Origin of the sequence: Photobacterium halotolerans DSM 18316 (assembly GCF_000425165.1) — a bacterium.
Taxonomy (GTDB): Bacteria; Pseudomonadota; Gammaproteobacteria; order Enterobacterales; family Vibrionaceae; genus Photobacterium; species Photobacterium halotolerans.
Map to the genome: position 1 here is coordinate 95,347 of NZ_AULG01000017.1, position 21,458 is coordinate 116,804.

Annotated in this window: 21 protein-coding genes; 12 read left to right on the plus strand and 9 right to left on the minus strand. The window is 46.7% G+C overall.

Features of this window, described 5'->3' with window-relative positions; genetic code table 11:
- Positions 1-128: 128 nt before the first annotated feature.
- From H511_RS24035 to H511_RS0105250, 5 genes are all read right to left on the minus strand, one after another.
- Positions 129-776: a TetR/AcrR family transcriptional regulator gene (locus H511_RS24035; protein ID WP_027251357.1), complete on the minus strand. Its 648-nt coding sequence runs from the start codon at positions 774-776 to the stop codon at positions 129-131.
- A gap of 769 nt (positions 777-1,545) precedes the next feature.
- The gene (locus H511_RS0105235; protein WP_027251358.1) at positions 1,546-2,460 is read right to left on the minus strand and encodes a cation diffusion facilitator family transporter; all 915 of its coding nucleotides are present in this window, start codon (positions 2,458-2,460) and stop codon (positions 1,546-1,548) included.
- Between the two features lie 127 nt (positions 2,461-2,587).
- A complete protein-coding gene (trxC, locus tag H511_RS0105240; protein WP_027251359.1) occupies positions 2,588-3,016 on the minus strand; it encodes a thioredoxin TrxC in 429 nt (142 codons plus the stop codon).
- Between the two features lie 168 nt (positions 3,017-3,184).
- On the minus strand, positions 3,185-3,649 hold the full coding sequence (locus tag H511_RS0105245; protein ID WP_051287894.1) for a hypothetical protein: 465 nt from the start codon (positions 3,647-3,649) through the stop codon (positions 3,185-3,187).
- 192 nt (positions 3,650-3,841) lie between these two features.
- A complete protein-coding gene (locus H511_RS0105250; RefSeq protein ID WP_027251361.1) occupies positions 3,842-4,291 on the minus strand; it encodes an MOSC domain-containing protein in 450 nt (149 codons plus the stop codon).
- Positions 4,292-4,592: 301 nt separating this feature from the next.
- On the opposite strand from H511_RS0105250, the gene pdhA reads away from it, so the two are divergent.
- Genes pdhA through H511_RS0105265 form a run of 3 tightly spaced genes read left to right on the plus strand, consistent with a single transcriptional unit; the run spans position 4,593 to position 7,811 of the window.
- Positions 4,593-5,681, plus strand: coding sequence for a pyruvate dehydrogenase (acetyl-transferring) E1 component subunit alpha (gene pdhA, locus H511_RS0105255; protein WP_027251362.1), 1,089 nt, complete (start codon positions 4,593-4,595; stop codon positions 5,679-5,681).
- On the plus strand, positions 5,674-6,657 hold the full coding sequence (locus H511_RS0105260; RefSeq protein WP_027251363.1) for an alpha-ketoacid dehydrogenase subunit beta: 984 nt from the start codon (positions 5,674-5,676) through the stop codon (positions 6,655-6,657). The genes pdhA and H511_RS0105260 overlap by 8 nt, the downstream gene beginning before the upstream one ends.
- Entirely contained in the window at positions 6,654-7,811 is a 1,158-nt protein-coding gene (locus H511_RS0105265) for a dihydrolipoamide acetyltransferase family protein (RefSeq protein ID WP_027251364.1), read from the plus strand. The genes H511_RS0105260 and H511_RS0105265 overlap by 4 nt, the downstream gene beginning before the upstream one ends.
- A 73-nt stretch (positions 7,812-7,884) precedes the next feature.
- Here H511_RS0105265 and H511_RS0105270 read toward each other — a convergent pair whose 3' ends face one another.
- The 3 genes from H511_RS0105270 to galE form a co-directional block, all read right to left on the minus strand.
- A complete protein-coding gene (locus H511_RS0105270) occupies positions 7,885-9,228 on the minus strand; it encodes a DEAD/DEAH box helicase (RefSeq protein WP_027251365.1) in 1,344 nt (447 codons plus the stop codon).
- Between the two features lie 281 nt (positions 9,229-9,509).
- On the minus strand, positions 9,510-11,384 hold the full coding sequence (locus H511_RS0105275) for a PhoX family protein (RefSeq protein WP_027251366.1): 1,875 nt from the start codon (positions 11,382-11,384) through the stop codon (positions 9,510-9,512).
- 264 nt (positions 11,385-11,648) lie between these two features.
- On the minus strand, positions 11,649-12,668 hold the full coding sequence (gene galE, locus H511_RS0105280; RefSeq protein WP_027251367.1) for a UDP-glucose 4-epimerase GalE: 1,020 nt from the start codon (positions 12,666-12,668) through the stop codon (positions 11,649-11,651).
- Between the two features lie 224 nt (positions 12,669-12,892).
- Here galE and H511_RS0105285 point away from each other — a divergent pair, with 224 nt between their 5' ends.
- The 8 genes from H511_RS0105285 to H511_RS0105325 all read left to right on the plus strand — a co-directional run bounded on the left by H511_RS0105285 (position 12,893) and on the right by H511_RS0105325 (position 18,927).
- Positions 12,893-13,408 (plus strand): NUDIX hydrolase, encoded by a 516-nt coding sequence (locus H511_RS0105285; protein ID WP_027251368.1) that lies wholly within the window; start codon positions 12,893-12,895, stop codon positions 13,406-13,408.
- A 144-nt stretch (positions 13,409-13,552) separates the two neighbouring features.
- Positions 13,553-13,807 (plus strand): helix-turn-helix domain-containing protein, encoded by a 255-nt coding sequence (locus H511_RS0105290; RefSeq protein ID WP_027251369.1) that lies wholly within the window; start codon positions 13,553-13,555, stop codon positions 13,805-13,807.
- 2 nt (positions 13,808-13,809) lie between these two features.
- The gene (locus H511_RS0105295) at positions 13,810-15,030 is read left to right on the plus strand and encodes a type II toxin-antitoxin system HipA family toxin (protein ID WP_027251370.1); all 1,221 of its coding nucleotides are present in this window, start codon (positions 13,810-13,812) and stop codon (positions 15,028-15,030) included.
- A 418-nt stretch (positions 15,031-15,448) separates the two neighbouring features.
- The gene (locus tag H511_RS0105305; protein ID WP_027251371.1) at positions 15,449-16,234 is read left to right on the plus strand and encodes a helix-turn-helix domain-containing protein; all 786 of its coding nucleotides are present in this window, start codon (positions 15,449-15,451) and stop codon (positions 16,232-16,234) included.
- A 172-nt stretch (positions 16,235-16,406) separates the two neighbouring features.
- Positions 16,407-16,805 (plus strand): hypothetical protein, encoded by a 399-nt coding sequence (locus H511_RS0105310; protein WP_027251372.1) that lies wholly within the window; start codon positions 16,407-16,409, stop codon positions 16,803-16,805.
- Positions 16,806-17,030: 225 nt separating this feature from the next.
- Entirely contained in the window at positions 17,031-17,657 is a 627-nt protein-coding gene (locus tag H511_RS0105315; RefSeq protein ID WP_036758842.1) for a hypothetical protein, read from the plus strand.
- 76 nt (positions 17,658-17,733) lie between these two features.
- The gene (locus tag H511_RS0105320) at positions 17,734-18,309 is read left to right on the plus strand and encodes a hypothetical protein (RefSeq protein WP_027251374.1); all 576 of its coding nucleotides are present in this window, start codon (positions 17,734-17,736) and stop codon (positions 18,307-18,309) included.
- A gap of 36 nt (positions 18,310-18,345) precedes the next feature.
- Entirely contained in the window at positions 18,346-18,927 is a 582-nt protein-coding gene (locus tag H511_RS0105325) for a hypothetical protein (protein WP_027251375.1), read from the plus strand.
- Here H511_RS0105325 and H511_RS0105330 read toward each other — a convergent pair.
- Positions 18,924-20,267, minus strand: a complete 1,344-nt coding sequence (locus tag H511_RS0105330) for a D-serine ammonia-lyase (RefSeq protein ID WP_027251376.1) — start codon at positions 20,265-20,267, stop codon at positions 18,924-18,926. The two genes, H511_RS0105325 and H511_RS0105330, sit on opposite strands and share 4 nt — an antisense overlap.
- Before the next feature lie 279 nt (positions 20,268-20,546).
- On the opposite strand from H511_RS0105330, the gene H511_RS0105335 reads away from it, so the two are divergent.
- Positions 20,547-21,455 carry a lipase family alpha/beta hydrolase gene (locus tag H511_RS0105335; RefSeq protein WP_248616578.1) on the plus strand — a complete coding sequence of 303 codons (909 nt, stop codon included), beginning with the start codon at positions 20,547-20,549 and terminating at the stop codon, positions 21,453-21,455.
- Positions 21,456-21,458 lie beyond the last annotated feature (3 nt).

A 21,458-nucleotide genomic window follows, 5' to 3' on the forward strand; every position in this document is an offset into this window, starting at 1 on the left:
GATGAAGCCAGTTAAAATGCGGAGTTAAGCGAAGAAGCCGCCGGAAGTGGTACACAGCGGCTGTTATAGGTCAAGCTACGAAAAGAAGAGGGTAAAGGAAACGAAAAAAATCAGTTCAAAAGTTAGGATTATTCGTTAGCAATAAGTGTCGACAATAATCGTTTTAACGTTTTCGACACAATATCCTGATTGAAGTTTTGGTCACCACTGACCAAAGCAAACTCGAACTCCCTGAAGGTAAAAATGACCAGGTTAGCATCAATTTCAGGATACGGGCTGCCTATCAATTCAGCCGTCTTTTCGATCAAACGCATCACTTGCAACTTATACTCACTGACTCGCTTGACCAGCATCTCAGACTGCCCAAGCGCAAACAGAAAATGGCAGCGAATTGTCAGTTGCTTACGGCGCGCCTCATCTGTCAACTCCGTCGAAATGTATTGTGTTAACAATTCGGTTAGCTGCAGAACACATGATTCACGATCCTCGGTCGTTCCTTTTGCTAGGTATTCCCTGAGTATCTTGTCCACTTGTTCCTGAATCCATTCAATCTGTTTCACTTCACGCTGGGCAAATTCTTCAAATGCGCTAAGAATCAAATGATCCATGCTTTCAAAGTAATAACTGGTCAGTGATAACCGAACCTGAGCAGCATTAGCAATATTCCGATGTGAGAGGCTGTTTAAGCCTGTAGTCGCAATCAAATCCAATGTTGCTTCAATGATTTTTTGTCGGGTAAGCTCTCCCTTTGTCGTTTTTCGAGAACTAGCTGCCATCTCGACTTATCCTTGATGTTTATGAAAAGTAAAAGTTTGCATTCATGGCAATAATATCGAAAACACTTCATTACATAAACTCCAGTGTTTCACTTTTGGTCAGCATGCCCATACTTGCCAGCCCGGAGCTTCTCACCGACAGATTTTTGGCACCATACAGGTGAATTTCTGTACAGTTAATTGCCTGATTTTTGTCTGAAAATCTGTAAAAAAAATCCCCGAGCAATGCTCAGGGATTGATATGTAAGGAGGCGTTCTTATACCGCCAGATGTTAGTGAATCTCTGTGCTAACTTACAGTGATTTACTGGAGTAGTTAATGTTCTTGCAGGTTTTCTTTTCTTTTAATACAACCACAATCCCGCCAACAATAAACGCCATTACCAGTAGTGTCTCGAACATAACTTTCCCCAAATTCAGATAATCACTGCAGTCTTAAACGACCAGCCAAGAAAAAATAAACAGAGCAGCTAAAATCTACATAAAAGTAGTTTTTCAGTCTCCGGTCAGGCGGTTATCAGTTCAGGCAGCACATCCGAAAGGGACTCAGTATCAATAGCATACTGAGAAAAAGGTTCAAATCCGGCTTTCCAACTGAAAGTTTGCTATAACATTCCGGCGACTAATTTTTAGCCACGCGTATTTTGCGCTTTATTCGCACAAAGTTCCAGCAAAATTTGCCTTATGATTCTTTGATTTTGATATAAGTTTAACTAATAAAAAATGCGGCCCGAGTGGACCGCATTTCATTTATCTATCTGCCTGATGCATTACAGCCAGCGTTTTTGACCGGTAAATGTGACAGACAGCCATGTATCACCCAGCTCGCCTTTCAATTTATCCCACAATAATTGACGAATCTTGTCCTGGCGCTTTGTGGTCCAGTATTTATCGTCTTTTACAAGGATGTTGATTTCCAGATCGTACTGACGACCTGTTTTAGCAAAATGGTGAGTATAGTCATCGAAGTTGTACTGTTTAGACAGATCTTCAATCACACTATCCACCCGGTTCTGCACCTGATCATGAGGAGCAACCAACAGCACCTCACGCAAGTTACGGCGTAAAACCTTAATCGGCAGGACCGACGCAGCAATCGCCATTGCAGAGACCAGAATGGGATCGACATAAGCATTCCAATGTGAATAGCCTATTTTGTCGAACACCATTACCAGCATAAAACCAACTAAAATTGCGGCACTCAAGATGCCATCGACCAACCATTCCTGTGAGTCGACCCGAACGAGTTCGGAGTCTACCTTACGGGCAATGTGAGTTTCCGTGAAATAGATGCCAAAACAACTGATGGTAGACAACACTGCGTATACCATTGCATGTTCCAGCACAACTTCATGGCCACCGTTGACAATGGTTTGCACACCACTAACGAGTGCAAACAAACAGGTTACCAAGATGAGCAAGCCATTGACGACATTGATCAAAGGTTCGATGTGGGCGTAACCAAACTGGAAGTGGTTATCGTCCGGTCTTGAGACCAGGTAGGCGGTATACAGACTCAGGCCTGTCATACCCATACTCAGAAAAGAGAACATGCCGTCGAGCAGAATCGCACTAGATCCCACATACAACCCATAACCTATACCCATAGTGGCAAGCAGGACCGTACCGGCAAGAGACATTTTCAGTGCCAGACGTTCCTTACTAATTTTACGGCTGATAGCCATAAATTCCTCCTCATTTTTCCCAAAGTGTTGATATCAGTATCAGCTTTAAACGGTTGACCTATAGTCAGTCAACCATTGAAGCATGACGATTTAATGAACCTGCGAAACTCGCTTTGGTGGCCGACACTCAATCGAGTGCTTCTTCAAGCCATTGCAAAAACGCAGGTTTTCGTAATGCGGTGTTCAAGGTAGCCTGCTGGCGCCCTTTTCTGAAAACCAGAACAGTCGGAACACCTCTTACTCTGTAGCGCTTTGCCAGATCCGGATGCTGATTAACATTCACCCTGACAAAACGGTATTGCTTTTTCTGTTTGGCGACTTGCTCAACCACTGGCTTAAATGCCTGACAGGGAGCACAATTATTACCCCAAAACGTCACTACCACCGGTTTGGGACTTTGAATCAGCATAGCAAAGTTCTTACTGTCTGCTTCAACCGGGCCGCTATCCAACACTGCTCTGGAACAATGTGTGCATGAGACGGTATTCGACAACGAAGAGGTCTGCAGAGACACTGCCTTCTGACAATGTGGGCAGCTCACAGTAAAGCTTGGCATGTTTTCCCTATTTCCCGGCCTGCTCTTTGTTGCTCAGACAGGCCGTCTGATACAAATTTTCGCCAGTATACCACAACTTATAAAAAACCAGGATAACGGCAAGTACCAGCCCCGTTAACTTAACTCAATATCACAGAGTGGGACAAGCCGCTGTTTCTGCCGCCAAATTCAAAAATCAGTGCGCTGCAACTGAAGCCGTTCAATATCGCTGAAAAATGAGATAATCTTGGCCCGACTGACACTGTACATGAACTTAGAGCCATCACACATTTCAGAATCGGCTATTTTTATCTGGGGCGATTTCAGCTGCATGAACTCGCAGGCAGCCTGTTCTTCACACGCAAGATCTCTCTCGTCGTTCAGTGTTTGCCAATAGTCAGCAAAATGATTCAACGCTGTATCCAACTGCTGGTAATTTTCCGAACTTAGCTCTGGCCGAAGAACTTTCAGTTCCTTTTTTCGCTCAGTCAGGAAAATGTTGAAGTTCTCAGCGTAACTGTCTATGGCTGAATGACTGTAACATGCCTGCTGCACATATCTCTCTTGCTGGGCATAGACATTATCGCCACCACGTTGAGAAGAACAGGCAGATGCAGTAAAGCAGGCAATAAAGACAATAAAATACAACTTCATTTCTCACACTTCCCGTTCCTGAATCCGGGCAGCGTCAGCACATTGCTGCCCTTCATATATAGAAAAGTATGCCTGAAATACCCTGTTCAACACGCCCAAAGACCGCGATTTCTTAGCACTGAGACATCTTGATATCTATTGAGAAAACGGCGTCTGTGAAAACTATGACACAGAAACCGACGCCTGAGAAACCTAAGACTCAGCCTGAGTAACAAGCTGCACACTGTTCCCCAGTTGAATATCGCCGTCTGATAACACACGGCAGCATACTCCACCGCGCCATTCCGGCCTGAGCGCCTGAGTCATCCCCTGAAATTGCTCATCCATACGGGGGCAGGGATCGGTTTCTCGTGTAATTTGAAGCTGCAAGCTACCAATCGCGATGACATCGCCGACATTGCGTTCGGAAAAGCGTATCCCCTCCACCAGCAGATTGGCTCGGCGGATGGTCCAGGGCAATGTCTCCCCCACTTCACCACAGGCATCTTGCCAGGAATCAAGCGACAATACTGTCACCTGTCGCTTACCGGGTTTACCACGAAAGTCACCTTCTACACCGTTTTCACAGCTTACATTGACTTGATTTAATTCTTCCATAACAGCACGTGACGCTTTACGTCTGGCGATTCCAATCAACTTCATCCAAACATCTCCCTGACACCCATAAAAATACAGCATTTAACACTGGAAAATAACCTGCTGTACCGAATTCTTTACTATGTTGGCAATGCGCTACCAACGCATTTTTTAACACTTTGATTACAATTAGAAGTGTTCGCCACTCCATGTATGTAAAACACCTACTATACCCAAAAATGCCAGGTTGCAGCGAAACTTATTGCAACATTGAAGATGAATGGGATAGCCAGGGTTAGCAATACACAATTAACAATAGTGACTTTTCTGCCCTAATGGTTTCGGGCAGTGACAGAAGGAGCTTGATATGAATGTTCAAGCCACAAGCATGCACCGCTACTTAGATTATCAGGGGCAACTGCTCTCGCCTCTCCCGGCATGGGCGGATATCCCTACGCTGCAAGGCTTTTACCGGGACATGGTGCTGACCAGAGTTTACGACAATAAAGCTGTCGCGCTTCAGCGCACAGGTAAACTTGGGACCTACCCATCCCATTTAGGATCCGAGGCCATAGGTATTGCTGTTGGCCGCGCCCTCAGACAAGACGATGTGTTTGTGCCTTACTACCGCGACATGCCTGCAATGTGGGCGCGCGGAATAGTAATGGAAAAAAATCTCCAATACTGGGGCGGTGACGAGCGAGGCAGCGATTTCGCGTTTAACGACCAGCCCTGTCGTGATCTGCCTTTTTGTGTGCCTATTGCCACGCAATGCACGCATGCTGTTGGCGTTGCAGCGGCACTGAAAATCCAGGGTGGCCATCATGCTGCACTCGTCACCTGTGGTGATGGTGCAACATCAAAAGGGGATTTTTTAGAATCCATCAATTGCGCCGGTGCCTGGAACATCCCTTTGGTGTTTGTGATTAACAATAATCAGTGGGCAATTTCTGTGCCCCGCAAGTTACAGTGCGGCGCCGAGTTTCTGTCGGATAAAGCCAAAGGGGCCGGCATACCCGGCATCACTGTCGACGGTAATGACATCATCGCCATGTATGACATCATTATCAAAAGTCTGGACCGAGCGCGAAAAGGTAAAGGTGCGACCTTAATTGAAGCCGTCAGTTATCGCTTAGGTGATCACACTACCGCTGACGATGCCAGCCGCTACCGGAGTGAAGATGAACTGCAGCAAGCCTGGCAGTATGAGCCGGTCAAACGCCTGAAAGCGTTTCTTGTGTCGCAAAGCGCCTGGTCTGAAGACGATGAAAAACACTGGCTGGCTCAGTGCCGTAAAATCGTGGAAGAAGCCGTAGAGCGCTATCTTGCCATTGCTCCTCAACCTCCTGAGGCTGCTTTCGATTATCTGTATGAACAACCCACTGATGACATGCATCCCCAGCGGGATGCCATTATCAATAAAGCAATGCGCATGCAGGGAGGTCGTCATGGCTGAGATTACCATGCTGGAAGCCGTCAACCTCGCTCTGCATCACGAAATGGCCAGGGATCCCAACGTGGTCATACTGGGTGAAGATGTGGGTGATAACGGCGGTGTCTTTCGTGCCACCGTAGGTCTGAAGAAGGAATTTGGTCTTAAGCGTGTGATTGACACACCATTAGCTGAATCTCTGATTGGCGGTGTCACTATAGGGATGGCAAGCCAGGGGTTACGCCCGGTCGCTGAATTTCAATTTCAGGGCTTTGTCTTCCCTGCGCTTGAACATCTGATCTGCCATGCTGCTCGCTGGCGTAACCGTACCCGTGGCCGGCTCACCTGCCCGGCCGTTTTCCGCGCTCCTTTCGGGGGTGGAATTCATGCCCCGGAGCATCACTCAGAAAGTGTTGAGGCGATTTTTGCCCACACTCCGGGTTTGAAAGTGGTTATTCCTTCATCACCGAAACGTGCCTATGGCCTGCTGCTCGCGGCTATCCGCAGTAATGACCCCGTTATGTTCTTCGAACCTAAACGCATCTACCGGACAGTAAAATCAGAGGTCATCGACAACGGCGAAGCACTTCCGCTCGATACCTGTTTCACACTGCGTAAAGGACGAGATCTGACATTAGTCACCTGGGGAGCCTGCGTTGTCGAAAGCCTGGACGCAGTGAATGAACTCTCCAAAATGGGCATTGAAGCCGAAGTCATTGATCTGGCCTCAATCAAACCCATCGACATTAATACCATTATTGCCTCGCTGGAAAAAACCGGTCGATTGCTGGTGGTGCATGAAGCCAGTAAAACCTGTGGTGTCGGTGCCGAGTTGCTGGCACAGGTGTCTGAGAAGGCATTGTGCCTGTTAAAAGCGCCACCCATTCGGGTAACGGGTATGGATACTGTCATGCCTTATTACCGCAATGAAGAGTATTTCATGATTAATAAAGACGATATTGTCATTGCGGCCAAACAACTTGTGGAGGGATGGAAATGAAGACGTTTTCCTTGCCGGATCTGGGCGAAGGACTCGCCGAATCTGAAATTATTGAATGGCATGTCAGCGTTGGCGATACCGTGGAAGTTGATCAGGTCGTGCTGACAGTTGAAACAGCAAAAGCCACGGTTGAAGTACCCGCGCCCTACAGTGGCACCATCGTAAGCCGACACGGCAACGAAGGCGATGTCATTACTATAGGCAGCCTGCTGCTGGAAATCGACGAAACAAATTCTACCGATGCCGGTGTTGAAAAAGCCAGCCAATCGGAAAAAGAACAACGTGCCGATGCCGCCACTGTGGTGGGCAACGTTTCTCACCACGCACAGAGCGTCAGCGTTGATGAATTTTGGGTTGGCAGTCAGGTAAAACCATCATCAGAACAGATCAGCGCCTTACCTGCCGCCCGCATGCTGGCTCAGAAACTGGGGGTAAACCTTAAGCAGATCAACGGAAGCGGACCTAATGGCGTCATTGTCGAAGCCGATGTCTACCGGGCCTGCGATCAGCAACTGCCGGGCACTGAAGTGCTAAAAGGCGCTCGCCGTACTATGGTCGGCAGCATGACAGAAGCCCATCAGCAGGTCGCTGCGGTTACCATCACAGAAGAAGCACTGCTGGACAAATGGCCGAAAGACGAAGACATCACCACCCGTATTATTCAGGCCATCGTCTCTGCCTGTGAACAAGAATCGGCTTTGAATGCCTGGTTTGATGCCGAAACCATGACGCGCTGCGTGCACAATAAAGTCAATATTGGTATCGCGGTAGACAGTCCGCATGGTCTGTATGTTCCGGTACTCAGGGATGCAGGCAGTCTGAATCCCAAAGCCATCCGGCGCTGGATAGACGAAACAGCAGAAGGTATCAGGGCCAGGAAAATAGGCCGGGAAGAGTTTCAGCATGCCACCATCACACTGTCTAACTTCGGTGCGATTGCGGGCATTTATGCAACGCCGGTCGTCACTCCGCCACAGGTGGCCATTGTAGGGGCCGGCCGGCTCATTGATAAACTCGTGATGAAAGATAATAAACCGCTTTCTGTAAAAGCCATGCCATTGTCAGTGACCTTTGATCACAGAGCCTGCACCGGGGGCGAAGCTGCCCGGTTTGTCAGAGCCCTTGTTCAACACCTGTCAAAACCGCATGGTTAACGCATAAAAAGTTAACGCATAAAAAAACAGGCCAGTGCAAGCTGGCCTGTTTTTCTTCAGTTCTGTTCTTCAGTTATTCGTCATCTGCTGACGGCTCTGCCGGTTTTCTCTTTTTCGGCATGAAGACATTGTCCCCGACAGCCATGTTGTCGTAGAAGCGTTTATCCAGCTTCTTCTTCGGTTTAGACGCCGCTTTGGCTTTATCCTGCTGAGGTTTCGCCTTGGTATTTTTCTTCGGCTGATAAGTTTTCTTAGGCGCAGGTTTCAGCCCTTTAAACTTACCTTCCAGCCCTTCCAAGGCGGTGAAACTGATTTGTTTCTGCAGGAAAGCTTCCACATTCTTAAAGCTTTTCCAGTCTTTCGGTCCCACCAGCGACACCGCGTCACCTTTATTACCGGCCCGGCCAGTACGTCCGATACGGTGAACATATTCTTCGGCATGCTTGGGCATATCAAAGTTAATCACGTGTGAGACTTTACTGATATCCAAACCACGCGATGCAATATCCGTCGTCACCAGAATCTTGTGAACATTGCGCTCAAACTGGCTCATGATGTTGTTACGTTGCGTTTGATTCAGGTTACCACTCAAGGCCACCGCTTTGAGTTTGCGTTCATTGAGTAACTCAGTCAGGCGGTTTGTGTCTTCGCGAGTCGCGGTAAAAATAATGACCTGGTCATAATTTTCCTGCTCCAGCAAGCGATCCAAAATAGCCTGCTTGTGATCCAGGTGATCACACAAGATAAAGCGTTGCTCAATATCACCATGGTCCTGAGCCGCATGACCAACAGCAATACGCTTAGGTTCATTCAGCATTTCAGATGCGATATCAATCACTTCCGGATCATCTAATGTGGCGGAAAACATCAGGGTCTGACGGCGTCTGTGATCAGCGGCCTGGTGAATTTTACGCAACTCCGGCGCAAAACCCAGATCCAGCATGCGATCCGCTTCATCCATGATCAGCATTTCCAGACCGTTCAGGTGGGTGCTGCGGTGCTCCAGATGATCCGCTAAACGGCCAGGTGTTGCCACCACAAACATTGGGTCATTACGCAGCGCTTTTACCTGATCATTAAAGTTCTCGCCACCTACGATCAGCGTGCTGTCATAAGGTGTACCGGCATTCAGGGTGCGTAACTGTGCATAAACCTGCTTTGCCAGCTCGCGGGTCGGTGTCAGAATGACCACTCGCGGGTCACGCTTGGTAAAAGGTTTACCGCGGTACATGCGCTGCATGGCCGGCAGCAAAAATGCCAGAGTTTTACCGGAACCGGTTTTCGAGGAAGCCAGCAAATCTTTTCCAGCAATCGCAACAGGAATAGCTTGCTGCTGGATTTCTGTCGCCTGCGAGAAGGCCATATGATTCAATTTTTTCAACAGTCGCTGATCAAGACCAAGATCTTTAAAGTGCAAAGTATTGCTCCGGTAAAACGCTCTAAAACAAGAATATTTCCCGCTGATTGCTTGTGATCTGGCTCACAGCCGGAAGAAAATTTAGCGGCGGATTATACCATAGTTATCCTGATTAACCACGACAAGATAACAGGACATCGTACAACAGATTCTGATCATCGCCACTGTGTTAAACCGTCATCAGAAACAGTAAAGTCTGAAACAAAATGGCCCCAGTCATCACTGAGGCCATTTTCGTTTGGGTTATTACTGCGCTGTTAATGTTTCGCTATCACACGCCATCAGGCACCAATCATGCCCCCATCCTCCCGGGTGATCATCATGATAGTCGAGCGCGGTTTGGTGTTACCGCCGTAAGGGAAATGCGATGGCGCACCTTCTTCGCCCGGATGCTGAACGCCCACGAACATGGTTTTGTTATCCGGCGAGAATGCCAGCCCCGTAATTTCGCAAGCGACCGGTCCGGTCAGGAACCGGCGCACTTCGCCCGTCATAGGGTCACCGCACAGCATCTGGTTATTACCCTGCCCGGCAAAATCGCCTTTATTCGAGTAGTTACCGTCCGTCTGAATCCACAAACGGCCTGCGCTGTCGAACCCGATGCCATCGGGGCTGTTGAACATGTTACCGGCATTAATATTGTCGCTGCCGGCGTACAAGTCACCGTTATGAACCGAAGGGTTGCCTGCAATCAGATACAAATCCCAGACAAAACCTTCACTGGTGTGATCGCCATTTAATGGCATCCAGCGCAGGATCTGACCATAGTGGTTCTTAGCTCGTGGATTCGGCCCCCCAACAGGCTGCCCTTCTTTACCACGGTTCTTATTATTCGTCAGTGTACAAAACACATGCTTGTTGTCCGGATGCACAGCCACCCACTCAGGACGGTCCATAGTAGTTGCACCTACCTGAGTGGCAGCCCGACGGGCAAAAATCAGCACTTCGGCCTGATCATTAAACCCATTTTCCGGTGTTAAACCATGCTTGCCGAACGTCAGTTCAATCCACTTCCCCTGACCTTTCAGCTGATCGTCATTCATACCGAACTGGGCAACATACAGAGTGCCTTCCTCCAGCAATTTACGGTTAGCGGCATCGTTGCCTTGCTGAAAACGGTGCTTAGATACAAATTTATACAGGTGCTCGCCGCGTTCATCATCACCCAGATACACCACAGCATGACCATCTTTATTCAGCGTCAGTGCCGCATTTTCATGTTTGAAACGGCCTAGAGCTGTACGTTTCATCGGCGTTGATTGCGGATCATTCGGATCGATCTCAACGACCCAGCCAAAGCGGTTAGCTTCATTCGGGTTTTTCAGTACATCAAAGCGCTCATCATGCTGATGCCATTTGTAATCACTGGGTGACGCCGAAATGCCATAACGGGCCTGCTCCGCGTTGACATCCCCTTTTTCATCGCTGCCGAAGAAAGCATCAAAATTTTCTTCGCAGGTCAGATAGGTACCCCAGGGCGTTTGACCGTTTGCACAGTTATTAAACGTGCCTAATGGCCTGATTCCTGCCGGATCCGCCTTGGTTTTCATCAGTTCATGACCCGCGGCCGGCCCTGTGAGCATCATAGGCGTATTGGCAGTAATACGACGATTTCGTTTACCGCTTTTATCAATAGCCCACTGGCCGTTTTTACGCACAACTTCAACGATAGTCACGCCGACGGCTGCCTGTGCCTTACGCACGTCATCCGCCGTCATGTTGTCACCCTGGTGATCAAACAAATACTCGTAGTTGGTGTATTCGTTATTGATAGCAAGAACGCCGCGATCTTCACTGATAGCAAAAAAGCTCATGCCATCTGTGTTATCACCGAACTGACGTTCCTGTGAGCGTGAATCCTGTTTTCCGCTTTGATCAAATTCAGGCGCACCGGGAAAAATAGGATCTCCCCATGACATCAGCGGAGTTGCCTTATAGCCTTTTGGTACCACAACTGTGTCTGCGGTAGAAGCGGGCACGGCTTCAAAATTCAGCAGAGAGGATGAAGGTGAAGCGGCCACGGCTTTAGCTACCGGGTTTAATGCCAGAAATGCCCCTGCACCTGCAGCAGCGGTTCCAGTCAGAAAATGACGGCGCGATAATCTCGCCTCAATCATTTTAGTTAGTTGCGAGTCCTGCTCATCACGCTTCCACATTGTATGCTCCTTATTATTCTTCGCATATCCAAATAGGTTTAACGAGCGGAGCATATGCACTAAATTTTACAAACTCATGAAGATTATGTGTCTTAACGATGAAAAGGCATTGAAAAGCAGTGAGTTAATCATATTGCGCAAGTAAAAAGCCGCCTTCTGAGAAGGCGGCTTTTTACAATCACCACCGCCATCGGCGGTGGTTTAGGGATGACAATAAAAAAAATGGCCCGTCATGGGCCGTTTTTGCAATACATATCGCTACTGTTAATGGCTGTCCGGATAACCTTGCGGGTTCTGAGACTGCCAGCGCCAGGTATCGCGCGTCATTTGATCAACAGTACGGGACGCAGCCCAATGCAGTTCTTTCTTTGCTTTACCTGGATCTGCCCAGCATTCTGCAATATCACCGGGACGTCGCGGTGCAATCTGGTAAGGCACCGCTTTCTCTGAGGCTTTGGCAAAGGCTTCAACCATTTGTAAGACGCTCAGACCATTGCCTGTTCCCAGATTATAAATATGCAGACCGGCTTCTTTCCCTTTGTGTGTCAGTGCTGCCACGTGGCCATCAGCCAGATCGACAACATGAATGTAATCACGTACACCCGTACCATCAACCGTTGGGTAATCATCGCCAAACACAGACAGAAATTCACGACGGCCCACGGCGACCTGAGCAATAAACGGCATCAGGTTGTTAGGGATCCCCTGAGGATCTTCACCCATTTCTCCAGATTCATGCGCCCCTACCGGGTTGAAGTAACGCAGCAGTGTAATGCTCATTTCAGGGTGAGCATGCTGAATATCTGTCAGGCACTCTTCTACCATCAGCTTACTGCGGCCATAAGGGTTGGTCGCACTGGTCGGGAAAGATTCAAGAATCGGCACACTCGCCGGATCGCCATATACCGTAGCCGAAGAACTGAAGATAAGGCTGTTCACTCCGGCTTCACGCATGGCTTCAACCAGCACAAGCGTTCCGTGAACATTGTTGTCATAGTATTCCAGCGGCTTTGCAACCGATTCACCCACGGCTTTCAAACCTGCAAAGTGAATCACTGATTCAACATCATTCTCACGGAATACTTTATCCAGAAATGCGCGATCACGAATATCACCTTCAAAAAACGCCGGTCTGACGCCGGTCAGTTTTTCAATTCGCTCCAGCACGGTCTTCTTGCTGTTGTACAGGTTGTCGACAATGATTGGGGTCATCCCCGCTTCTATCATTTGTACGCAGGTATGACTGCCAATATAACCCATACCGCCTGTGACCAGAACGCGCATACAATCTCCTTGTTTTTTAGTTCTTCATTATGCTGCAGATGCTGAGTATATCAGAGAATCTTCAACCGTCATCTGCGCATGGCTTGTGGCGCTTCGCTCGTGGCCCACAAACCGAAAATTTCTTTCTCATCAATGCCAGACATTATCGCAGCGATAAACACTCTGCCCTGCCTTCAGTGTTACACTGACTGACACATTCAGTTATGAGAACACATTGAGGCAATATGAAATCACAAACCCTGTGCCAATGGAAAGGCTTTTCCGTAGAACAAGGGACACACCAATTACCGGATGGACGCGACATCACTTTTACCACAGTCCGCCATCCGGGCGCGGTGGTCATTGTGCCTGTCACGGCGCACGGGGAACTGGTTCTGTTACGCCAATACCGTCCTGCAATCGGACGCTGGATTCTGGAATTCCCCGCAGGCACTCTGGAAAAAGGTGAAGAGATCGCATACTGCGCGAAGCGAGAGCTGGCGGAGGAAACGCAACTCGCCGCCAGTGAGTGGCTGGCTCTGGGTGAACTCCTGCCTGTTCCCGGTTTTTGTGATGAGGTTCAGCATGTCTTTCTGGCTAAAGGGCTTTCGCCGGCTGAAGGTGATCTTGATGCAGATGAAATCCTCGAAGTCGTGACTATGACCGTTGAGGCTTTCACCGAAAAGGTGGTCAGCAATGAGATCCAGGATGCCAAAACGCTGGCAGTCTTTCTGAAATTACAGGTCATGGGACTGATCTGACAACAAGCCATTATTCTTCGTTTTTCACATCACCAATATTAGCTATATAGCTAACTTTGTAACCATTCAATTTTAAGTTAGCTATATAGATAACTTACAAACTATCAACTACACTGTTTGCTATATAGCTAATAGGATTTCAACATGGCCAGCAGAGAGAGCATAGGTAAAGCAATAGCCACAGCAAGAAAAGCCAGAGGCACGACACAGAAAGCCATGGCAGAGCAGACAGGTATTAACAAAACCACCCTGTCAGAAATTGAAAACGGTCGCTTTACCGGCTCCCTGGACATTTTCGAGCGCTACCTGGATGCCGTAGGTTTGCAATTACAAGTATCACCCAAACACCATCAGTTACCAGACTGGGATGATATCGACACACTGTTTGATGAGGACTGAGCATGGCCCTTGATCATCTGCCCGCCAAAATAGAAAAGATAACTGTATGCCTGGAAGAAGACGAATTAGGCGTGTTAACGCACGGCTCCGTTCATCATTATCAGCCGATACAAACTCAACGCCATGCCTCTCTTACCATGACAAAGCCTAATCTGGATGGTTATTCCTCCGGTGCATTACACCCTATTTTTGCGCAGAATCTGCCCGAAGGCTTCAATCGCCGGTTCATTGCTGAAAAACTGGCAAGATATGCCCGGGTCAATGACATGTATCTGCTCGCACTGCAGGGTAAACACAGCATAGGTATGCTCAGCTACCAGAGTGAATTACAGCTTCCGGAAGCTGATTCGGTATCCCTGACTGATATTCTGACTTATCAGGGTGATACCCCCTTATTTCCGCAACTGCTCGAAAAGTATTACCTGCGTAATGCGCTGGCCGGTGTGCAGCCTAAGGTCAGCATTCCCAAAACAGACCGAACGGTTGAACAAAAAGATCTGATCGTTAAATCTTTCGATGCAGAGTTTCCATTACTGACAGTCAATGAATATGTCTGTATGGAAGCGGCACGCCATTGCGGCTTAAAACCGCCGGCTACCTATCTGTCCGACAACATGGAAACCTTTGTTGTCGAACGTTTTGACAAACCAGATGACCAGTTACTGGGGTATGAAGACTTCACCACCTTATTGAAAAAGCCCAACCACCCGGATGCCAAATATACAGGCAGCTACGAAACTCTGCTCAAAGCAACTCACCTGTACACCAACAGTTTGGCTGAGGTAGAGAAAATGTATAGATACATTGTCTTTAACTGCCTGATCGGTAACGGTGATGCACACCTGAAAAACTTCGCATTGCAATACACACAAGATATGCAACACATATTTGTCTCTCCGCCTTTTGATATCACCCATACCCTGATTTACGACACCATTGACAATAAAATGGCACTCAAGATGGCGAACAGCAAAGTCTTCCCGGATAAACACCACCTGTTAAAGCTGGCCGAATCCACCAGCTTCAGAATTCGGCAGGCAGATAAGATCATTGAAAAGCTGGCACAAGACATCAAAGACTATATAGATCGATCAGAGGAAATCCTGTTAATGGAAGGACTAAAAGCCTCCATAGATAAATCAGTGTCTGAGACCATGGTATCCAGCTACAGTGCAAAGTCGTATCGGCACGACAAAAAGCGTAAGTTTGAACAATTCACCTGAAACAGTAATATATGTTTATATACCATCTTAAACAGGATATTACGCTGCATATTTCCATTGAAAATGTTAAATAAACTCCTGTATACCTATATACCAGAAATGCTAACCGGTCTTAGTGACCGTAATTACATCTATATCAACCTTACCATAAGTCATCACCAGACAAGAAAGCATCAATCGCAATATTTATAAAACCTTCAGTCCTTAAACAAAAGAATCCTAGTGCATAATACAAAGCTGTTAGTGATTATCTCAAAGGAAATATAGAGATAACTCTCTTACAGTTACTACTGTGACAGCAATGAAATTGCTAACACATACAACGTCAGAGCGTTACTTAACAGTACGCCAATATAAGAAATAATTAATAAAGGAATATCAAAATGAATATAACAAACTGTAAAAAAAATACTTTTCATTGGCATGGGTACTGAGTGAAAAACCAACTTACTCCATAGAACTGCAAGAAAAGCTATTTAAGGGGAATGTTCTTTTTTCTCATAAAAATATCAAAAGCATCTCACAGTTACAATTTAGAGACACACCTGACTTGGTCATTATTGATGCGATCAACAATGATTTTGAACTCATAAAGGTCACAAAAAATGCGCTAACATTCCGCTTTCTACTGCAACAAACAACACCACCTGATTTCATTGCAATTATTAACAGTGAATACAATCACAAGAAGCAATTATTTGACATAGGTATCACTGATTACATTAGCTGTCCATTCATCAGCAAAGAGATCAACTACCGAATAATGCACATACTGCATTCCAATGAAAAAATAAAAAACACACATCAATCTAATGAATCCTTATCTGCTCAAACATACAAAAACAACAATCTGGATTCCATGGATTCACAACTTATTTTAATTGAAAAGTGCATCAAACACCTCAATAGTACGATATCTGAAGATGTCAGGCTAGAAACACTTTGCCGGCTACTTGGAACAAACAGAAACAAACTCAATCAGGTATTCAAAGATCACTTAGGCATGACTGTCTTCGAATGGCTGCGAAAACAAAGAATGTATAAGGCAGCAGAATTACTCGAAACGTCATCTCTCAACATTGTTCAAATCGCAGAAAAAGTGGGATACATGGACTCAAACAATTTTTCAACGGCATTCAAGCGTATCTACCATAATTGTCCCAGTCAGTTTAGAAAGCAATTTAAATCCTCTATACAGAATTAAACCCTGGCTTAAACTATCAGTAATCATGCGCAGTTCAAAGTTATAGATGATTTCAAAAAAGGAAAACATATCAGCATGACCTAACATTAAGTTACTCTTGAGAAAGTAAAGGTCTAAGTCAAAGAGCAATACATAGAAATATCTACTACAACGTCAGAGAAGGAGCTTTACCATGGCAGTTAACGTACAACAAACAGGAGCCATCAACAATATATACCCTGGCTCACCTGGTGTGTTTAATAACAATCAGAAAGAAGCGGTTTATAATGTTATAGGACAACTTACCTATGCAGATATCTACCGTAATAACGCGGGAACAATTGTCCAAAACCAAACCATGCGTCTGGACATGCAGGGCACCTTTATGCAAGGTAACTATCGTTTTCATAACCTTCAGGTCCAGGTAAATGGTGTTAATGGTAATAGCACTGTTGCTCACGCCAATGTTTCTGAAGAAACAATGACAAACGATCAACCTAACCAGCAAGGCGTATTAAGAAAAGTGCAATCAGCACTTAATCAAAGCTTTGATAACGCTGCAAGCTATCAGGTTACGGGTACTGCGCCATAATCTATACGTCTTTGCCATAAAAATAAAAGCTCATTCTATGGGCTTTTATTTTATAAAAAACAAAGCACGTCACATTAAAAAATAAAAACCATGATGACACAAAGAAAATAAGGTATTAAACAAAGGTTATCAGCACAAACTAACATTATCTTTATCGTGTGCCTGAAAAATCAAGCACCATTAACCAACAAATACAAGCGTCAGTTAATCTATGAGGAAAACAATATGTCACAGTCACAAATCAACTTAAACTTTATTAACCGCTCTAATGATGTCAACAACAGCGAAGTGGTTATTTTCCAGAAAAATGTCGCCGAGAGTTTTGATGAAATAGCCATTGCCTGGCGGGTTATCCAAAACTGTGGACGTAATGATAACCATCCTTTCGTTTATCCTCTGAAATTCGAAGTCTGTGCGAGTGATTCCTTCGGTAATTACACACCACAGATGACAGCCTACGACGGCCAGGCCTACGAAATGGTGAAAGACACGTCAGGTGATGTACTTCGGCTTGCCAGTACACCCGCCGTATCTCAACAGGAAGTCGAACTTCGTAACAACCTGAGCAGCGGTTCAATTAATGCCAATATCTATCGTGACGGAAAGTTACTGGCTGCTAAAACCAATGTCTCACCTGGTCAGAAAGGGGTTTTCCAATTCCATCCAAGTATTTTCGTCGGGGTTGCATCACAAGTGGTTGAAGGTGAGGTGATGAATTCAGCGATTATCCAGCAAGTGAACACTGAAATTAACCTGTTTGGTATTCAAAGCGCTGATCTTGTTATGACTGGCGGTGGTTCAGGACCAACAGCTTCGCCATTTGAATTCCATCTGGAAAACATCAATAAATAAAACTTAATAACCCGGGTGTTACAGCTTTTTACTGTAGCACCTGCTTCAATCAACTCTTCTGTAAAGAGACATTATTATGACGGACACTCAAACACTCTCAAATTCACACACCTGGCAGTCTGGCGACTGGAAAGATAAAGCCAACAGCCAAGCTCCTTATAACGGCATCCAGATCACTGGTATTCCGCAATATAATGATAACGGCGCGTTTGTGTCAGCGGCCATTACCATTACGGATTATACGAATGATCCGGCGGGCATCAGCAGTAACATTCAGGCATTAACGATCGCACAAGGAAAAATAAACATCCCAGCCCCTGAAGCGCCGACAGATTCCGCTGACGCTGACAACAGCAATGAAACGACAAATTCAGATTCAGAACCAAACACTGCGCCTGATAACAGCGATACCGCCACGGTAGACGCCACTTCAGAACAAATCAACGCGGAGCCGGAAAATAATCAGAACGCGCAGCCTGATCCAAGTGATGATAAAAATAACGACTTTACCGTTAATGGATGGCTTGCTCTGGAAAGCAATACCATGGATCTTTTTCTGCGGGTGCATTTTATGTACGGTCTCGAACCCTTTCAAAAGGAAGAGCTTGGCTACATTATGGGCTTCAGTGCGTTATTGAAAAGTGACGACTGAGACGTTCAGTTGTTCAATTATCGGGGACAGGAAAGTATGCAAACGGATATTTCCTTTCGCAACTTATCATTGAACACTCATTTGCCGAGTGTCACTATTTTTCAGCGAAATCATCTTAATAACAGTACAAGGTGTATTGCATGGAAAGTCATAACGCACTGCCAGTACAAATGGAGTCATCCGTTCAGAATAGAGACAAGTTACAGTTACCGGCTCTGCGATAGCCATGGTAATTACAGTACCGCCAGAAACCTATCTCTGGAGAAACTCCCCCATCACGACGAACATGGCCTGCTAATCACTCGGGACACCAACATTATCAGTGTGAGGAAAACCACAGACAATAAATATACAGGTATTCAGTTGCTGAAGAACAATCGCGTCATTGCCAATAACGCATTAAGTAATGACTTTCACACGTCGTTTCAACTGACGGACACATTTTATATCGCGGCAGATCTGAGGACATCACAAGGAAAACTCATACACCCCATCAATATGAACATGAGTCTGACAGGCTTTGATATTCACGATAAAACCAGAATCGATATTACTATGACAGGTGGCCAACCGGGGGCGGAGTCCAGCCCCCTGACGTTTCAGATTTCAGCTATTTAAGACACAGTATCAACACCCGATTTGGCAAGATACGACGCCATTTCTTCAGGTGGTACCATGCCACCGCCCGTTGCCCAGACAAGATGAGTCGCATTTTTCATTTTCTGGTGATCAAACAGCATGCGAGCGGCATAGTCATGGTCCCGGCTGACATGCACGGGACCGGGCATACCTGCCAAGGCAGACGGCTCCAGTTTAATGCCCTCGCTTTGCGCTAACTGCCCCAGTAAACGGTACATGTGCTCATCCGACAGCGTGAAATACCCGTCCAGCATTCTCTCCATAGCCCGCCCCACAAAACCAGACGCCCGGCCTACTGCCAGCCCATCGGCTGCCGTCAGATTATCCAGGCCAATATCCTGTACAGAGATCGCATCATGCAAACCGGTATGCACCCCCAGTAACATGCAGGGCGAATGGGTGGGTTCAGCAAAAATACAGTGAACGTGATCGCCAAACGCCATTTTTAATCCAAATGCAACACCACCAGGCCCGCCACCAACGCCGCATGGCAGGTAAACGAACAGCGGGTGCGTATCATCAACCACAATCCCCTGCTCTGCAAATTGCTTTTTCAGACGCTCACCAGCCACAGAATAACCAAGAAACAAGGTACGGGAATTTTCATCATCAATAAAAAAACAGCGCGGATCTTTCTCAGATTCTTTGCGCCCTTTTTCTACCGCAACGCCATAATCCTGTTCATACTCCACTACATTCACGCCATGATCTCTGAGCTTCTGCTTTTTCCACTCTCTGGCATCCGCTGACATGTGAACCGACACAGAGAAGCCCAGTTTGGCACTCATAATGCCAATCGACATCCCCAGATTACCTGTCGAGCCGACCGCAATACTGTACTGGCTGAAAAAATCCCTGAAAGCGTCCGAATACAATTTACTGTAATCATCGGATACAGACAGCAACCCGGCTTGTGTCGCCAGTTTTTCAGCGTGTGTCAGGACTTCGTAAATACCGCCCCGCGCTTTGATCGAGCCGGAAATAGGCAGATGGCTGTCTTTTTTCAGCATCAAACGACCCGCAATCTCAGTGCCGTAACAAGCCTCAAGAGACTGCTTCATCGCAGGGATATCAACCAGCTCAGACTCAATCAAACCGTTTGTCTTTGCCGTTTCAGGAAATACAGTTGCCAGAAAAGGTGCAAACCTTGCCAGCCTGTCACTGGCATCCTGAATGTCCTGAGCATCTAAACCTACGTGAGGCAAGGCTTTACTCACACTGGTGACAGCCGGGTTAAACCAGCACACTTCCTCCAAAGCAGTCAATTGATTAAGTAATGGGTAATCAGCCTTAAGCTTTTCCACATCAATGGGAGTCATGGCAGGTTCCTTTTGGTAACTAAAGACAACGAAGAGATTGCTGAGCAAAGTGATTCTAAGTGGAGTGAGGACAGATAGAAAGCACTCCGAAACTATCACGCTGACTGTGGGTAGACAGCCCATTACAAAAATACAAATACGAAACAAAAATAACACAATGATCACAAATAAATAACATTTGTGAGGCAAGGCTGAATTTTGCCACTATGATTCCAACTCATCGGAGGTCTAACAAGGAGAGTAACATTGAAACAATTAATCAGTTTCTTCATCTGTTGTATCGCAACCTTTACCTGCCAGGCAGGGAGTAGCACTGCCGGCGTATCAGGAAAAGGCTATACCGAAACCCAATACCCCATCATATTGGTTCATGGGCTGTTTGGTTTTGATTCCTTAGCTGGAATTGATTACTTCTACGGTATCCCACACGCACTGAACAAGGATGGCGCGACCGTTTATGTCGCTCAGGTCTCAGCCACAAACAGCACCGAATTACGCGGTGAGCAGCTATTGGCACAAGTGGAAGATGTGCTGGCCATCAGCGGAGCTGAAAAAGTGAACCTGATTGGACACAGCCACGGTGGCCCGACCGCTCGCTACGTCGCTTCAGTTGCACCTGAACTGGTTGCTTCTGTAACCAGTATCGGCGGAGTGAATAAAGGCTCGCGCATTGCTGATATTGTCCGGGGCACGATACCGGAAGACTCTCTGCCGGAAGGCATCGCCGTTGAACTGGCACAGGGACTGGTCACCTTGATCAACCTTTTATCCGGCGGCAGTGAATTACCGCAAGACCCGCTTGAGTCACTGGCCGCTCTCACCACTGAAGGCTCGCTGGCATTTAATCAGAAATACCCGGAAGGCATCCCCACCACCCGATGCGGTGAAGGGGACTATGTTGCTGACAATGGTGTGTATTACTTCTCGTGGAGCGGCACAGGCAATTTCACCAATGCACTGGACCCGACCGATGCCGCAATGACTGTGCTGGGCATGGCATTTGACGAGCCGAATGATGGTCTGGTGGGTCGTTGCAGTTCGCACCTGGGCAAAGTGATACGTGATGATTATAAGATGAATCATCTCGATGAAATCAACGGCTTGCTGGGCATTACGCATTTGTTCGAAACCGCGCCTACCACACTGTACCGCCAGCATGCGAACCGTTTACAGCTACAGGGCTTATAAATA

Excerpts from the sequence above, each read along its gene's own strand:
- H511_RS24035 (WP_027251357.1), bottom strand. The coding sequence starts at position 776 with ATGGCAGCTAGTTCTCGAAAAACGACAAAGGGAGAGCTTACCCGACAA.
- H511_RS0105315 (WP_036758842.1), top strand. The coding sequence starts at position 17,031 with ATGTCACAGTCACAAATCAACTTAAACTTTATTAACCGCTCTAATGAT.
- H511_RS0105295 (WP_027251370.1), top strand. The coding sequence starts at position 13,810 with ATGGCCCTTGATCATCTGCCCGCCAAAATAGAAAAGATAACTGTATGC.
- H511_RS0105285 (WP_027251368.1), top strand. The coding sequence starts at position 12,893 with ATGAAATCACAAACCCTGTGCCAATGGAAAGGCTTTTCCGTAGAACAA.
- H511_RS0105320 (WP_027251374.1), top strand. The coding sequence starts at position 17,734 with ATGACGGACACTCAAACACTCTCAAATTCACACACCTGGCAGTCTGGC.
- H511_RS0105250 (WP_027251361.1), bottom strand. The coding sequence starts at position 4,291 with ATGAAGTTGATTGGAATCGCCAGACGTAAAGCGTCACGTGCTGTTATG.
- H511_RS0105245 (WP_051287894.1), bottom strand. The coding sequence starts at position 3,649 with ATGAAGTTGTATTTTATTGTCTTTATTGCCTGCTTTACTGCATCTGCC.
- H511_RS0105265 (WP_027251364.1), top strand. The coding sequence starts at position 6,654 with ATGAAGACGTTTTCCTTGCCGGATCTGGGCGAAGGACTCGCCGAATCT.
- H511_RS0105275 (WP_027251366.1), bottom strand. The coding sequence starts at position 11,384 with ATGTGGAAGCGTGATGAGCAGGACTCGCAACTAACTAAAATGATTGAG.
- H511_RS0105310 (WP_027251372.1), top strand. The coding sequence starts at position 16,407 with ATGGCAGTTAACGTACAACAAACAGGAGCCATCAACAATATATACCCT.
- pdhA (WP_027251362.1), top strand. The coding sequence starts at position 4,593 with ATGAATGTTCAAGCCACAAGCATGCACCGCTACTTAGATTATCAGGGG.
- H511_RS0105260 (WP_027251363.1), top strand. The coding sequence starts at position 5,674 with ATGGCTGAGATTACCATGCTGGAAGCCGTCAACCTCGCTCTGCATCAC.
- trxC (WP_027251359.1), bottom strand. The coding sequence starts at position 3,016 with ATGCCAAGCTTTACTGTGAGCTGCCCACATTGTCAGAAGGCAGTGTCT.
- H511_RS0105235 (WP_027251358.1), bottom strand. The coding sequence starts at position 2,460 with ATGGCTATCAGCCGTAAAATTAGTAAGGAACGTCTGGCACTGAAAATG.
- galE (WP_027251367.1), bottom strand. The coding sequence starts at position 12,668 with ATGCGCGTTCTGGTCACAGGCGGTATGGGTTATATTGGCAGTCATACC.
- H511_RS0105290 (WP_027251369.1), top strand. The coding sequence starts at position 13,553 with ATGGCCAGCAGAGAGAGCATAGGTAAAGCAATAGCCACAGCAAGAAAA.
- H511_RS0105325 (WP_027251375.1), top strand. The coding sequence starts at position 18,346 with ATGCAAACGGATATTTCCTTTCGCAACTTATCATTGAACACTCATTTG.
- H511_RS0105330 (WP_027251376.1), bottom strand. The coding sequence starts at position 20,267 with ATGACTCCCATTGATGTGGAAAAGCTTAAGGCTGATTACCCATTACTT.